This is a genomic window from Moraxella catarrhalis (assembly GCF_001656295.1).
GTDB lineage: Bacteria > Pseudomonadota > Gammaproteobacteria > Pseudomonadales > Moraxellaceae > Moraxella > Moraxella veridica.
Window position 1 is genome coordinate 495,072 of the sequence record NZ_LXHE01000002.1, and the last position, 15,624, is coordinate 510,695.

Annotated in this window: 12 protein-coding genes; 7 read left to right on the forward strand and 5 right to left on the reverse strand. The window is 44.0% G+C overall.

Translation table 11 applies throughout. The features are described from left to right. Positions 1-17: 17 nt before the first annotated feature. The 3 genes from AO382_RS02305 to AO382_RS02315 are packed head-to-tail and all read right to left on the reverse strand — an operon-like array spanning position 18 to position 1,925. Positions 18-788 (reverse strand): ABC transporter permease, encoded by a 771-nt coding sequence (locus tag AO382_RS02305; protein WP_064617793.1) that lies wholly within the window; start codon positions 786-788, stop codon positions 18-20. Further along, complete coding sequence (locus AO382_RS02310; RefSeq protein WP_064617795.1) at positions 785-1,474, reverse strand: ATP-binding cassette domain-containing protein; 690 nt, start codon at positions 1,472-1,474, stop codon at positions 785-787. Before AO382_RS02310 ends, AO382_RS02305 begins: the two co-directional genes overlap by 4 nt. A gap of 1 nt (position 1,475) precedes the next feature. Then, a complete protein-coding gene (locus tag AO382_RS02315) occupies positions 1,476-1,925 on the reverse strand; it encodes a thioesterase family protein (RefSeq protein WP_064617797.1) in 450 nt (149 codons plus the stop codon). Between the two features lie 199 nt (positions 1,926-2,124). Here AO382_RS02315 and xthA point away from each other — a divergent pair, with 199 nt between their 5' ends. Together xthA and argJ are read left to right on the forward strand one after the other, a co-directional pair. After that, positions 2,125-2,940 carry an exodeoxyribonuclease III gene (gene xthA, locus AO382_RS02320; RefSeq protein ID WP_064617799.1) on the forward strand — a complete coding sequence of 272 codons (816 nt, stop codon included), beginning with the start codon at positions 2,125-2,127 and terminating at the stop codon, positions 2,938-2,940. Between the two features lie 74 nt (positions 2,941-3,014). Further along, a complete protein-coding gene (argJ, locus tag AO382_RS02325) occupies positions 3,015-4,232 on the forward strand; it encodes a bifunctional glutamate N-acetyltransferase/amino-acid acetyltransferase ArgJ (RefSeq protein WP_064617801.1) in 1,218 nt (405 codons plus the stop codon). Positions 4,233-4,305: 73 nt separating this feature from the next. Here argJ and AO382_RS02330 read toward each other — a convergent pair whose 3' ends face one another. Next, complete coding sequence (locus AO382_RS02330; protein ID WP_064617802.1) at positions 4,306-4,881, reverse strand: isochorismatase family protein; 576 nt, start codon at positions 4,879-4,881, stop codon at positions 4,306-4,308. A gap of 235 nt (positions 4,882-5,116) precedes the next feature. Between AO382_RS02330 and lysS the strand changes: the two genes are divergently transcribed. The 5 genes from lysS to AO382_RS02355 all read left to right on the forward strand — a co-directional run bounded on the left by lysS (position 5,117) and on the right by AO382_RS02355 (position 14,603). Further along, positions 5,117-6,640 carry a lysine--tRNA ligase gene (lysS, locus tag AO382_RS02335; RefSeq protein ID WP_064617804.1) on the forward strand — a complete coding sequence of 508 codons (1,524 nt, stop codon included), beginning with the start codon at positions 5,117-5,119 and terminating at the stop codon, positions 6,638-6,640. Between the two features lie 12 nt (positions 6,641-6,652). Continuing rightward, a complete protein-coding gene (gene dnaX, locus AO382_RS02340) occupies positions 6,653-8,899 on the forward strand; it encodes a DNA polymerase III subunit gamma/tau (protein ID WP_064617806.1) in 2,247 nt (748 codons plus the stop codon). A 428-nt stretch (positions 8,900-9,327) separates the two neighbouring features. Continuing rightward, on the forward strand, positions 9,328-10,197 hold the full coding sequence (locus AO382_RS02345) for a LysR family transcriptional regulator (protein ID WP_064617808.1): 870 nt from the start codon (positions 9,328-9,330) through the stop codon (positions 10,195-10,197). 191 nt (positions 10,198-10,388) lie between these two features. Then, on the forward strand, positions 10,389-12,800 hold the full coding sequence (locus AO382_RS02350) for a hypothetical protein (protein ID WP_064617810.1): 2,412 nt from the start codon (positions 10,389-10,391) through the stop codon (positions 12,798-12,800). 18 nt (positions 12,801-12,818) lie between these two features. Further along, entirely contained in the window at positions 12,819-14,603 is a 1,785-nt protein-coding gene (locus tag AO382_RS02355) for a hypothetical protein (RefSeq protein ID WP_064617812.1), read from the forward strand. Positions 14,604-14,649: 46 nt separating this feature from the next. On the opposite strand, the gene AO382_RS02360 is transcribed toward AO382_RS02355, so the two are convergent. Then, positions 14,650-15,555: a LysR family transcriptional regulator gene (locus tag AO382_RS02360; protein WP_064617814.1), complete on the reverse strand. Its 906-nt coding sequence runs from the start codon at positions 15,553-15,555 to the stop codon at positions 14,650-14,652. Between the last annotated feature and the right edge of the window lie 69 nt (positions 15,556-15,624).

Consider the following 15,624-nt stretch of genomic DNA (forward strand, 5'->3'; position numbering starts at 1 on the left):
CCTGTATTAACAAGTCTTTATTTGGGTAAAATCAATCGAAGCTCACGATCAAAAAATCGCCGAATCACAAACAATGCCGACAAAGTACACGATATGGCACTGCTTGCACATATCAAAAACATCGTCATAATCTGATATCGCACCGCTTGGGTAGGATCGGCGCCTGCCAAGATTTGCCCTGTCATCATGCCAGGTAAGCTCACCAATCCCACAACCATCATCGAATTAATCGTGGGCATCATACCACTGCTGACTGCAGAGATGATGGCGCGGTGGCAAGCTTCATAAGGCGTCGCACTGAGCGCCAATAGCGTGCGAATTTGATCCTGATGATCATGCAGATGATCGATCAGCCGTCCCGTGGTCAAAGAAATGGCAGTCAAAGAACTTCCCAAAATCAGCCCCAATATCGGGATGATGTACTGCGGCGAGTACCAAGGCGTCACTTGTAAAATGACCGGCATGGCGATGAGCGTCACCCCAAATGCCGCCACGCCAAGCGATAATAAAGTATCAATCAGCAAGCCTTGATAGGGTCTTTTGACGCGGTTTTTGGCGGAGATGGCGGCAATCAGCGTCATGATTGATAAGATACCAAGCACCTCATACCAACTTTCTTTGGCGAATATCCATGCCAAGATCAGCCCAATCAAGCTAAGCTGCACCACTGTACGCACCGCTGCAATCGTCAGGGTCTTGGCAAGCCCAAGCTTCAGCCAAAGCGATATGCCAATGGCTATCAATACAAGTAATGCCGAGATACCAACATCTGTTAGGCTGAGTATCACAGTTTCGACCTTTCAGTGATCAGCACACCGTCTTTTATCCACCAACTGATAGCAGACAGCGCCATCGCATGATGCGGCTGATGACTCACCCAAATGACCGCACGATCGGGCTGATCAGATACCCAGTCATTGACGCAGTCTATGAGCTTGGCAGCGGTATTTTCGTCAAGAGCGGCGGTCGGCTCATCTAATAGTAAAAGTGCAGGATTAAGCTGCAAAGTACGCATAAAATGTACAATTTGGCGCTCACCGCCTGACAGCGTATGGATATTTTGATTCAAAAACTCTGCCGTCTTGCCAAATCTGCTCAGCTGAGAGATGTGCCAGTTTTGATCAAACACTTTATCCTGATGCTGCTTAAAAGTCAAAGGCAGCTTCAAATTATCCATCACCGTCTCAGCGATCATGACAGGCGTTTGGGTGATCAGCGCCACTTTTTCACGCCACAAAAGCGGATCGCTTGAGCAAGACAGGGTTTGATTGGGTAAATTCAGCACAGCATCACCCTCATGTGGCAGCTGACCTGCCAAAGCCGATAAAAATAACGACTTACCAGACCCTGAAGCGCCCATTAGGATGATTTTTTGTCCAGCGTTGATACTGCCTTTGGCTTGATGAAGTAGGGTGCGAGTCTGATCTGGTGTGCTGATATGGATATTTAGGCGATCAAAAATAAATAAAGCCATATTAAGCGCTCTTGGTCGCGCTCATCAGCGTATGAACAAAATTTTCTGGCAGGCGCTGGGGGCGGATTGTTTTTCTATCATTGATTACGCAAGCCAAAGTAATCATCGCCGTAGTGGCAGGCTTGTCTTGATTGGGGCGATAAATGCTTTGGCGCACAACTAAGCTGGCTGGTCTGATGCGCACTTCATCGACCGTCACCGTCAGCTCATCATCAACCAGTAAAGGCGTGTGATACACCAGATCCGCCTGACTCACCACAAAATGCACCGCTTTGCGTGATTCTTTATTAGCGTCGTCATCCAAGCTTAAAAAATAGCCATCATAACCAAGCGTCGTCAGCCAGTCGCGTCGGCAATTTTCAAAAAATACCAAATGATTGGCATGATAGACGATACCGCCAGCGTCAGTGTGATTGATATACACTTTATAAGTTTTTTGAAAATTTACCATAACCTCGCCAAAATTATCTAAACGATGAGCTCAATAAAGCAACCACTCTGCCAATCATTGTACACCGTTTGATGAGCGCTTGCCAACATTGGACTTGGGATTTAATATTGTAAGGATGGATAAAGTTCACAAAATCTCATCAAAAATTGTTACAATACCAAATCATCAAAATGATTCAAAAATTTTAAAAGAGTGAGTGATGACGACATTTGTCAGTTTTAATATTAATGGACTTCGCGCAAGACCACATCAGCTTGAGGCGGTCAGAGACATTTTGGGTGCTGATATTATTGGTTTACAAGAAACCAAAGTGCATGATGCGCTTTTTCCAGCGAAAATGGTGCAGGATTTGGGCTATCATGTCGAGTTTTTTGGTCAAAAAGCGCATTATGGCGTAGCATTGGCGTCCAAGATTGCCCCAGTATTTGTCCAAAAAGGCTTTCCTTTTGGGCATGATGACGCACAACGCCGATTGATTCACGCACGCTATGATTTTGATGGGCGGAGTATCGATGTGTTAAACGGATATTTTCCCCAAGGTGAAAACCGCAGTCATGAAATCAAATTCCCTATGAAGCGTGAATTTTATGCCGATCTTAATCGCTATATTGATGAGCTCAAGGCTGATGGTCGTGAGCTGATCATCATGGGAGATATGAATATCTCGCCAGAGGACATTGATGTGGGGATCGGTGAAGCCAATGCCAAGCGCTGGCTTGCCAAAGGGACTTGTTCATTTCTGCCCGAAGAGCGTGTGTGGTATCAGACGCTCATGTCTACAGGCTTGACGGATACTTATCGCTTATTTCGTCCAGAGGCTCATGATGAGTTTAGTTGGTTTGATTATCGCTCGCGCGGTTTTGAGGATACGCCTAAGCGCGGGCTGCGCATTGACCATATTTTATGTACAGATACCCTAAAAAATGACTGTGTGGCAGCAGGTATCAGCTACGATATCCGAGCGATGGATAAGCCATCAGATCATGCACCCATTTGGGCGAAATTTAATCTATAACCCACTCATAAATCACAAACATCAAGCTAAGCGCAATTGGCTTGATAAAACCGATCAACTTAAGGAGAAAGATCGTGGCAGTCGGTGATATCAGTATTCCAACACAGATTTTTAATATTGACGGCGTCAAAATGGGTACAGCAAAGGCGCATGTGCGCTATGCTGATCGCCGTGATGTGACGGTCTTTGAGATCGCCAAAGGTGCTTGCGTGTCGGTGGTAACTACCCAAAATCAGTTTTGTGCCGCGCCTGTGCAGGTGCTTCGTCAGCATTTTGAGCAGACTGTGCCTGAGTATCTTTTGATTAATACAGGTAATGCCAATGCTGCTACAGGTGAGGATGGGTATCAGCGCGCGCTATCGACTTGCCAAGCTCTTGCCCAAAAAACAGGCGTATCAGCTGAATCGGTTTTACCGTTTTCAACGGGTGTGATTGGTGAGACGCTGCCGAGTGATCGGATTATCGCAGGGCTTGATACTGCTTTGGCGGATTTGGCGCCAGATCACTGGCTGGATGCTGTGCATGCCATCTGTACAACAGACACCATTCCAAAACTGGCAAGCAGTTCAATCAGTATTGATGGCGTGACTTATCATTTTACAGGCATCTCAAAAGGTGCAGGCATGATTCGCCCAAATATGGCAACCATGCTGGCTTTTGTGGCAACTGATGCTGCTATTGATCAAAAGCTGTTGGATGATATGCTAATCAAAATTACCAATACTTCGTTTAATCGCATCACCATTGATGGCGACACATCGACCAATGACTGCTGCACACTGATCGCCACAGGCAAAGCGGGCGCACTCATTAACACCACCGACCATCCGCACTATCAAGCCATTTTTGAAGCTTTGCAGGCGGTATTCATCCGATTGGCGACTTTGATTGTTCGGGACGGCGAGGGGGCTACCAAGTTTATCACGATCAAGGTCACTGGCGGCGCCAATACTCAAGAATGTGCTGATGTCGCTTATTCGGTGGCGCATTCGCCGCTGGTGAAGACGGCGTTTTTTGCTTCTGATCCAAACTGGGGGCGTATTTTGGCAGCTGTTGGCAAAGCAGGCTTTGAATTTGATCAAAGCCAAGTCAATGTATCGCTGGATGAAGTGAATATCTGCCAGCGTGGCGGATTGGCACCTGAGTATACCGAAGCAGCTGGTCAGGCGGTGATGCAGCGCCCTGAGATCACCATTCACATTGAACTTGGACGCGGCGAGGCGAGCGACACAGTTTATACCTGTGATTTGTCGCATGAATATGTCACAATCAATGCCGATTACCGCTCTTAAGGTCGGTACAAGCTGATTTGATTGACTTATAATAAAAATGGCTTATCAGTATGATAAGCCATTTTTTGATGAGTTATTTTACCAACCCTGAAATGGTCTTAAAGGCAGGGTCTTCGGAAGATCTTAATAATTCAAATAAAATCGCCTCAGTGGTCGTCACTGCAGCACCAGCACGGCGCATACGGCGGATGGCTTGTTTTTTATCATAAGGATTTCGGCTGCCTACAGCGTCAGCGACAATGACAGGCTGCATGCCATTGTCCAATAAATCCAGTGCCGTTTGAAGTACGCACACATGCGCTTCAATACCAAACAAAAGCACAATGCGCCGATTTTGCTGCAAAATATGCGCCCAAGATGGTGGATTATCACATACGCTGAAGCTTTTTTTCTCAAAGCTTTTGCGATTAGTGTCATTTAATAAGCCATAAAGCTTGTCAATGGTCTCACCCAATCCTTTTTTGTACTGTTCGTTAAGCATAACAGGCACGCCCAAAGCTTGCAATCCTTGAATGAGCACTGCCATTTTCTGAGTGATTGCCTCATGCTCAAAGATGTGCGGTGTCAGTTTTTCTTGCACATCAATCATCAAGGCTTGTATATCATCACGTAGAATACGATACGGTACCGAAAATGTCCTAGTCGCCATCACAAACTCCTTTTTTATCTGCGCTAATAAACTTAGCTACGCTCAAGTTTTGAATAATTTTAAGTCATCATAACAGGTTTTTTGGCGCTTGCCAAATGTTTATCCTTGCGAAGCGGCGCCAAAAATTTGGCAAAATCTTAATGATTGATTTTGAATAATCTGTTACAATACTTGGCATATTTTTATTGAATTTTTATCAAATTAACACATTAAAAAATTGCATATCGGGTATATTATGAGTTCGCAAAATCAACCACAGCATAACGAAGCCACCATTTCGGAAAATGAGCTAATCGCACAGCGTCGTACAAAACTGGACGCCTTACAACAAAAAGCCAAGCAAGCAGGCAAAAGTGCTTATCCTAATACCTTTAAGCCTGAGAACTATTGTGGTGATTTGCAAGCACAGTTTGATGGCGTTGATAAAGCTACCATTGAAAGTGGGGATAAGGTGTATGCTAAGGTTGCAGGTCGTGTGATGCTCAATCGTGGCTCGTTCATTGTGATCCAAGACATGACCGATCGAATCCAGTTGTATGTGGATCGTAAAGGCTTACCAAGTGAGACGCTTGAGCTGATTAAGTCATTGGATTTGGGTGATATCGTGGCAGCAAGTGGCTATATTGGGCGTTCAGGCAAGGGAGACTTGTATGTGCATCTTGAAGCATTTGAGTTATTGACCAAATCTTTACGCCCATTGCCTGATAAATTTCATGGCTTGACCGATACAGAAGTCAAATATCGCAAGCGTTATTTGGATTTGATGGTCAATGAAGAGACACGAAACACATTTGCCATCCGTGCCAAAGTAGTGGCGGGTATCCGTGCATTTTTGACCCAAGAACGCTTTATGGAAGTAGAAACACCGATGATGCATGTGATTCCAGGTGGTGCGTCTGCACGCCCTTTTGTGACGCATCATAATGCATTGGATATGCAGCTTTATTTGCGTATTGCACCTGAATTGTATCTTAAGCGATTGGTTGTTGGTGGCTTTGATCGTGTGTTTGAAATTAACCGTAACTTCCGTAATGAAGGGGTTTCAACACGCCACAACCCTGAATTTACGATGATTGAGTTTTATCAAGCTTATGCTGATTATAAGGATTTGATGGCATTGACTGAGCGTATGCTTGAAAAATTGGCGACCGATATTTTAGGTTCAACCGATGTGCCTTATGGCGATGAAGTGTTTAGTTTTAAAGGTCCTTTTAAGAAAATTACGATGTTTGATGCCATCTTAGAGCATAATTCTGATTTTAGTGCCGATGATATCAATGACCGTGAATTTTTGGCAAAATTTGTCAAAGATGAATTAAAACAAGAAGTTAAACCAAGTTTTGGTTTGGGGAAATTACAAACCATCGTTTTTGAAGAAACGGTAGAAACCAAGCTGCGTCAGCCGACTTTTATCACTGAATATCCTGCCGAAACTTCCCCCTTGGCACGCCGAAATGACACCAATCCACATGTAACTGATCGCTTTGAGATGTTTATTGGTGGTCGTGAGCTTGCCAATGGTTTTAGCGAGCTTAACGATCCAATTGATCAAGCTGAGCGATTCCGTGCCCAAGTGGCTGAAAAAGATGCTGGTGATGATGAAGCCATGCATTATGATGCCGATTTTATTGAGGCACTTGAATATGGCTTACCGCCAACAGCAGGTGAGGGCATTGGTATTGACCGTCTTGTGATGTTGTTTGCTGACGCTGCCAGTATTCGTGATGTGATTTTATTCCCACACATGCGTCACAAATAAGCCTTTTACCCTATGGATAAGCAATATCAGGTCTTAGCCCGAAAATATCGACCCAAAAACTTTTCTGAACTTTTGGGTCAATCACATGTTGCCCAAGCACTGTCAAATGCCATTGATACAGGCAGATTGCACCATGCATATCTGTTCACTGGAACTCGTGGTGTGGGCAAAACGACCATCGCACGCATTCTTGCTAAGTGCTTAAATTGTGAAACAGGCATGACAAGTCAGCCTTGCGGTGTATGCGATACTTGCATGAGCATTGATCAAGGGCGATTTTTGGATCTGATTGAGATTGATGCAGCCTCTCGTACCAAAGTTGAAGATACCAGAGAGCTGCTTGAAAATGTCCCTTATCCACCTGTACAAGGTCGTTATAAAGTCTATTTGATTGATGAAGTGCATATGCTATCTACGCATTCTTTTAATGCACTACTGAAGACTTTAGAAGAGCCGCCAGACTATGTCAAATTTGTATTTGCAACTACTGACCCCCAAAAACTTCCCATTACGATCATTTCACGCTGCCTGCAATTTGTTCTGCGTCCACTACCGCAGGCTTGTTTGTCTGATCACTTAGCCAAAGTATTAAATGCAGAAAAAATCCCTTTTGCAGAAAATGCCTTATGGCAATTAGCAAACGCTGCAAAAGGTTCGGTGCGTGACGCACTATCGCTGACCGATCAAGCGATTGCCTTTGGTGGTGGTCAAATTCAAACAGATACGGTCTTATCGATGCTTGGATTGGTAAATCGTACCGATATGCTTGAGATTATTGAGACAATTTACCACGATGATCGAATGGCGATCGGTCAACTCATCACCACCATGCGTGATAAAATGGTCGATGCTGCTGCGATCTTTGATGAACTCACTGACTGCATTCATCAAATGGCACTCATGCAGGTGTTGCCTGATTTTCCTTTGGACATGAATGATGAACAAGCACATCAAATGAGGCGCTTAGCATCCTTGATCAGTCCAGATGTTCTGCAGCTGTATTATGAAATTTTAATCAAAAGCCGAGACGGCATTCGCTTGGCAAGTACGCCGATGCAGGCTTTAGAGATGGGTATCTTAAGGTTGTTGGCATTTCGACCGCTGTCAGAAGGTCAGATGACTGTTTTAAACGATACGCCAGCAAAGCAGCCAGATGATGCTGACAACCAAAATAACATGCCTGATGGTATCGTTGACGGTCTAAAAGATCAAGCCTGCACGACTGGTGAAATTGATGCGTTATCTACCGATAGCCATTTTGATAGCGACAAGCAAGATGATTTGAATGATTTGGCATCACAGATAGGCACTGAATTAATCTTAGATCAATCAGACAATGACGATGTAAATACAAAAGATACTCAAGATACTGACAAATTTGCTCATATCGATCAAGCACAATCTGACAATACGGCCATCAATTTAACCGTATCTGAGGAAGATTTCTGGGTAAAACAGCCCAAGTCTGATCCACCTGAGCAGTTGCAAACTGATGAAGATTCGCCAAGTGATCATGATACACTCATCCAAATGGCTGCCGAACCATCACTTGCGGTTATGTCAGATAGCAGTGATACTGATGAGCCTGTGGCTGATTTTACTGAAGATTTGCAGTCAGCACCAACAGTGACAGCAGCGGCATTGGCTAAGGTTGATAGTAATAAAAAAGCACCACATCAAACAGACCCAACAGTTGATCAGCCATCTTCACACAATTTGGATCAACAGCCCATCAGTGATTTTGACCATATCAATCCGTCAAAGCCTTTGGCACACCTGCCCAGTCAACCGATGACCAAAGCCCAAATGCTTGAGCAGCTAAAGCCCACACCAATTGAGCTTGAGGGGGGCTGGACAAGTGAAAAATGGGACTATTGGGTACATTTGGCGCGTGAAGCAGGGCATTTTGCACCTGATGAACTTGCCTTGATGAGTACAAGTGTGATGGCAGGTGATATCGCTGGCGAAAGCCGTTTATTGGTTGCCGAGATTAACTCTCAAGTTCAATCCAGTTTTGAGAATTTGCACGCCAAATTTTTAGAATATTATCCACAAATTAAACTGTCTTTGGAGCCTGTGCTGGCGGATGATGCTTTAGAAGTGCCAAAATCTCGCTTATCTTATCGCCATAGTCAAGTGCAGACACAAGCTCAACATCAGCTGGTTGATAGTCCAGTTTTTCAAACACTTTGGCAAGGTGGTTTTGTCGTCGATGATGGCACTTCGGTGCTTAATCAATCTAAATTACTCATTGACTAAAATTTTGGTGAATCAAGCAGATGTGGGCATGTATCATCATACGACATGCCTCAAAAATTAAAAATATTAAGCAAATATTGCCTAAAGACTTTGTAGTTAAAGTCACGCAAAAAACATTACAATGTGATACATTTTTTCTGAACAATCTCTTGCCAATAGATTAAAATTCCTTTATAGTTAGTAACCATAATTTTTGATAGTCTTGTAAAATTATCTTTAATTTAAAGGGTTCGGCATTATATGTCCAATCCTATGCAAATCATAACTTAACAATGACTTTTTGATCATAAAATTATATATAAAATGACTGATCGGTCATCATTTTTCATAACATAACATTAGAATTTTATTATAATGATTTGCTTTTTCTTAAAATGTAGATTATATAAATTAATTAATTAATTAAACTAAATAATTTGAGGTAAAATATGTTAGATAATTTACGAGGTATGGCGGTCTTTGCAAGTGTCGTTCGCCATGGTTCATTTAGTGGTGCAGCCAAAGAGCTTGGCATTACAACCAGTGCGGTTAGTCAGCAAATTCGCTCTTTGGAAAATGATTTGGGCGTCTCTTTACTACATCGCTCGACCCGTAAGCTCAGTCTAACCGAAGCTGGCGAAAGCTTGTACTCATCAGCCACCCAAATGGTAAAAGCAGCCGAACAAGGGCGTGACAGTGTGATTCAGCTAAAAGATGAGCTTTCAGGCAGTCTGCGTATTGCGACCACCCCAGAGCTTGCTAAGGCTTATTTACTGCCTGCCTTATCTGATTGGTTGGTTGAGCATGATAATTTATCATTGAATATCATCTCACGAGACAATTTGGATATGATTGAAGATCGTGTTGATATGGCTTTATTATTGAGTGAACAAGCTCAAGGTATCGCCCTAAAGACTGTCGAGCAAATGCTGATTGCTTCACCAGAATATATCAAAAATCATGGTGTCGTAGAAAATGTCAAGGCATTGGCAACGCATACGATGATTATTTGTGGCGAAAAACCAAGCGAAAGCATCGAGTTTAAAGATGCTAATGGTAAGCAGTCTGTACGAGTAAGCTCAAGACTGATCACCAACAATCATGCCATCGCATTAAACTTGGCTGCCGAAGGTTATGGCATTGCCAAGACCAATGCTGTTGATGCTAAGGCGTTACTTGAGTCAGGTAAAGTTGTTAAGATCCTACCAAATCACAGTTTGCCCATGCTGACTTTGAGTGCTGTCACCATCTCAAAAGAGCAAACAACGGTCAAGGCACAAAAGTGTATTGAAGTACTTGAAGTATACTTTAAGAATTAATTTAATGAAAATGACTAAAACCCTGCATGACGCAGGGTTTTTTGTGCTTAAAATATGATAAAAAAGGCCGAGACAAAAATAATACTCACACCATTCATGAATATCTTTGCAAGTGAGTGAATTTGTGTTACCTTATAATCCATTTTTAATCAAAAATTCACATTACTTACTTTTACTCATGGCGCATTAGTATGAAAAAACAGCTCTCAGACATTCGTTTGTCCAAGCCCAAGAACCGATCGCTCAAATTTGGTTACCTGGCGGTGGCGGCACTGATGTTACAAGCCTGTCAGGGTGTGGGCATGCAGACAGACAGCCTGCGGGGGCAGTCTTTGCAGACGCTACCTTTTGCGGATAATCTGTCCACGCCATCCGCTCAAGCTAAGCAAAGCCTAATCAAAGCAATGAATCAGCATCTGCTCAGTGAGCGCTATTCGCTATCGACCTATCGATATCGAGTCGTGCCGCACTTAGCCAAGGATAGTATTGACGCTGGCAGCGACAGCCTGTGGATGACGGCGCTCAAGACGTATGAATATAAAACCACTGCTGATAGCACCAGCTACCAAAGCGATGCTTACCGTACGACTGAAGATTATCTAAACGAAGAAGGGTCTTTGCCTTATTTGCGCTACGATGACGAAAAAAAGGGCGCTGTACCTGATCACGTCATCTCCCGAGAGACAGCAATGGATGCGCAGTATTTGACAGCTGATTCAGACATCATGGCTGCTTATATGAATCAATACCGCTGCTTAACCGACGCAGCTGATACCCTCGATCAAATCGTCTCAGACAATCCCACACTCACTGTCAAAGATCGGAAAATTAAAGATCAGCTTAAAGTCATCGATGGCTGTATCACTCAAGCAAATCAAGACTTTGATGCCCAAAAATCCAAAGCACAGAGCTATCAAATCGACGACATCGCTCAAATCCGTCAATGCGCTACCAGTTATCAACGAGATTTAAACCAAGTGCTGTCTGCCAGTCGCAAGCATCCCTCCTTGACGGGCGAGGCTTATGATGGCTATCTGATGGCATATAATCAGTTTTTGGTCTGTGATCAAGATGTGTCGTACGGGATGATTTATATGGATCCGCTAGGTTATATAGATCGAGGTTTGACCGCCAAACAGCTGGATGTTAGGTCGCTGATTCGTGAATGTTCACAGACTCAGCTGACAGCCAATGAAAATCTACGCCGCCAAGGTAAAACACTGGCTAATAGTCCAGAGAGTTTTTTACAGACACATTTTGATGGCTCATATTGCATTGCCATGAGCTTAGATGAACCTATTGATGATGTTCAAAGACCGACCAGTTTGGAAGAAGCTGACGAACTGGATACCCAGGTGTTTTATAAGCTACTTATGGGTGAGGCGGATTCAGATGAGCCAAAGCCGGTGTTACGACAGTGGTTTGATGCTTATAAGTCCATGAAACTGTCAGAACAAACCAAACCAACCAACACCGGCGCAGACAGTGACGCGATGGAGCCGCTGCCTTTACCATTACCTGAGGATATGGGCGGCATATATACCAATATGATGTCATCCATGCTGGATTATATGAAAAAAACGCCAGAGCAGCTTGATGCTAAGAATTTTTATCAGTATGAAAATACCGCCTTTACAATTCTTAGCCACTACGCGCCTGCTCAGCGCAAAATCAATTCGGTGATGGCTTTGGATTATGAATCACCAACTGCCAAGCAATCCATCCAAGCGCCGATATTGATTGACTTTGACGAAGGATCGATAACGGTTGATGCATCAGCTGCACTGCCTGTGAGCGCGCTTGCTTTGCCCAAGTATGCGCCGCTGCCCAAAGACACCAAAGATGGCATGGTGAAATTTTATTTACCCAAACCGCTTGAGGGCGTCATTCCCACAGATGTTATTTATGAAGCTATGGTTAATGGCTATTTGGCAGGATTTGGTGAATTGGATGTCGAACGATTCACGCCAGTGGTGATGACGAGTGATCCTTATGCGCGTAAGCTTGGTGCTACTCAAGCAATTAAATTAAGCCTATCTAAACAAGAAGTCGGCAAGCATATCGGCGTTATTTTAAAATACATCGCCAAAGATCTAAAAGCTTATGTTGATGCCCATCCTGAGCGTTACTCTGAAGATTCAGACGATCCGATCAATGCCGTCAAAATTAAGCAAATCATTGATGATTGGGCGCTGATTAATCAAGGTCATCACACAGATGATATTGGCAGTGCATTGGCGCTACTTGAGTCGATCATGCCGATGAGCTCGTCGGATCATATATATTATTATTTAAACAGTCGTGGTCAGCTTATTGGTTTGCAGTACATCCAAAGTATCAATCAGCACATGCAAAATACACGAACGCAGACCATTGCCCAAACACGCTTTAGCAGTCAGCCGATCGCTCATCCTTATGCCTCAAAGCTCATCGATGGCACCAGAGATAGCTCAGATGGGAATGCTTGGGTTCATACCATTCGCCAAGATATCAAATTGGGTGAATTGGCAAGACAGGCTCGCGATGATTACGACGCCGTCATTGATGACAGTGACGCCGCCTTACTCCTTGATGACAGTGACGCTGCCTTAACAGATAAATAATAAGATTGAGAGTGATTTATGCAAACTAAATTAAACCCAATTGCGGCGCTGGTATGTTTGGCGGCTTTGACAGGCTGTGCAAGTACCGCTACCGTCGCACCCAAAGCTGTCAGCTCAGCCACAGCCAAACAAGATTTATCAGAAGCCATCACAGCGCAAATGCGCAGCTCTTTTGGTTATGAAACGGATATTTTTGTTTCTAACGCAATTCGCGAGCAGGCATTGGCAGCTCATGCCGATCACAGCGATCAAAATCAAGCTCAGCACTGTGAGACTCAGCATGACACAGCCTATATCTCTTTGACTAAGGCATTGATGGCTGAGCAAAAGGTCGCGATGCAAGATATCGAAAAAACCCAAGCATTTGATCAAATTCGTGAGACATATTTGGCGTGCGTCAATGAGCGGTACGAATTACAAGAAGCTGGCATTGAAAGCTTTGATATTGAAGCTTTTTTGAGCAGTACCAAAAATATGGCCCCTTCTGATCAGTTTGATTTACTGTACGACGAGCTGCAGGAAAAGGAGCTGGGCGACAGCGCCATCCGTGCTGCCAATGAAGCTGTTTATAATGCCGAGCGCAATCAAGAAGATACCACGCTTGAACAAAAAAAAGCCAAATTACTCAATGCTTATTTGATTGAGCCAAGCGCCCTGAGCATCAAGGGTAATTATCAGCCGCTGCTTGGAAAATTTACCGCGCTGCCTGCCATCAGTTATGATGCCAAAAATATCGCGCTGCATCTGAATCAGCCGCTTTATATTGACCTAAGGCAAGGTATTGTTTACCTATGGGCGGATAATTTTGCCATGCTCAATAGCGAAACTCTTGATAAACAGCTTGGCACCAAGTGGCGTGATAAGTGGCTAGCCATTCGCCTTAATGATGGCAGCCTGCCGCCTGACTTTGCCAAAGATCTGATTGGGTATGTGTGGCATGCCAAAAAACAAAGCTTTGATAGCTTGGATGTGAGTGCGTTTGAGATGGTTAATGATGACACTGTTCTTATGACGCCCAATCTTTTGGATAATTTATCATCCAAAGCTGTCGATACCATCAAAGGCACAGGGCGAATTATCCGCCTAAATCCCAATGCCCAAGACCAAGCTTATGCTCGATATTTATTTGCCGATACTTTGTATCGTAGCATCGTGGATAATTATAGCGAATTTGCCGAGCCAAGCTTTGGGAATGTGGAGCGCACGATTGAAGACGGGCAAAGTGTCATTGAAGTTGTCAATGTTAATAATGCTCAAGATCACGAAGAGTTGCCCACCGAAGTCAAAATTGACAGTCGATTATTTGTCAGAATGTTATTAAACACCTTGGTAAAAATTAGCTATGGCTACCAATCCGACGCTCAGTATCGAGATCAAATGACGGAAGTTGAACCTTCGCCTTATCAGCCGCTGTCACATTATGGCTTGACAGGGAATAAAATTGGCTGGATACATCAGCGTCAATATCTGCCCAATCCCTTTGTAAATAAAGAAAATTCAAGCCTGCGCCTAGAGCAGCCCATGCTGATTGATGTGTTTACAACCATCACGCCAGTCCAAAACGATGAATTTGCGCGTCTGCCTGCCCATATGCGTACACCAAATGCCCAAAACTCCGTAAATGTGATGGATTATAGCCGTGATCTTGTGGAGCGCATCAAGTCAGGTGACGATAAATACAGCCAAATGCTCATCGCGCTACTGACGGGTGAGGGTGCGGTAGGTGAGGGCATTTATGATGAGCCACCATCGATCGATGATGACGTCAGCCCATCTCAAGAAGGTGACACATCCTTTGAGTGAGCATAAAGCTTTGGCATACTAGACCTCTTTTAAACTAAGGAGGTCTTTAAATATGCAGCAGCCAGTCTTTGGAGGCTTTGAGCAGGAAATTTTCAAAGCTTTTCATGGCGGGCGTTTGGCTGCGTTGGCGGTGTTTGTACAGTAAAAATTCATAGCCAATCTGCGGCTCATGAATCGGAATCATGACCAAGCCTTGTTCATCCACCCAAGATTTGGCATAGCCAAGCGCCATGGTGATCCCAAGTCCTTCTTTAACCATGCCCAAAGCCGTTGATAAAAAATTGACTTGATAATCGCTGCGAAACAGACGCGTGCGAATATCCAAAGGTAGCTTTTCATTGATATGATCGGCAAAAGGTGCTTGCACTGTGATCAAATCACCTTCATTAAGATCTTGCCATGTCAGCGCCTTTGAGTCTGCTAGGGGATGATCTGCACGCACCACCAGTCCAAAGGATGACCGAAACAGCCTGGTCTGCATCAGCTCATTACTATGCAAAAGATCAGGTCCCAGCCCAATGTCCGCCTCCAGCATCTGCACATGATCCACCACCTCTTCAATTGAGCAGTCAATCAAAGTCACTTGAATATCAGGATACGCTTCTTTAAACAAGCGAATCAACCTTGGTATCGAGAATGCGGATAGTTGCTGGGGTGCTGCAATACGCACTTTACCTTGGTGATAGTCCTGTAAATCATGGACTTCATAACTCATCAGCTGCATATCATTGAGCACTTTATTGGCATGCGGTAGCAGTCGCTCACCGGCTTCTGTCAAGTGGATTTGGCGTGTGGTTCGGTCAAATAGTCGCATATCCAGCTGCTTTTCCATCTCTTTGATCAGCCCGCTTAGGGATGACTGAGTCAAGTGCAGCTCAGCGGCTGCCTTACTAAAGCTGTGATGGCGCGCGATGCTGGCAAAAGCTCTAAGCTGGCGAAAGGTAATATTCATAGGAGTATCCAATAAGTATAATAAAAATTCCATTTGTGCGTAATTTTCGCTTATTTTATGATAAGTCAT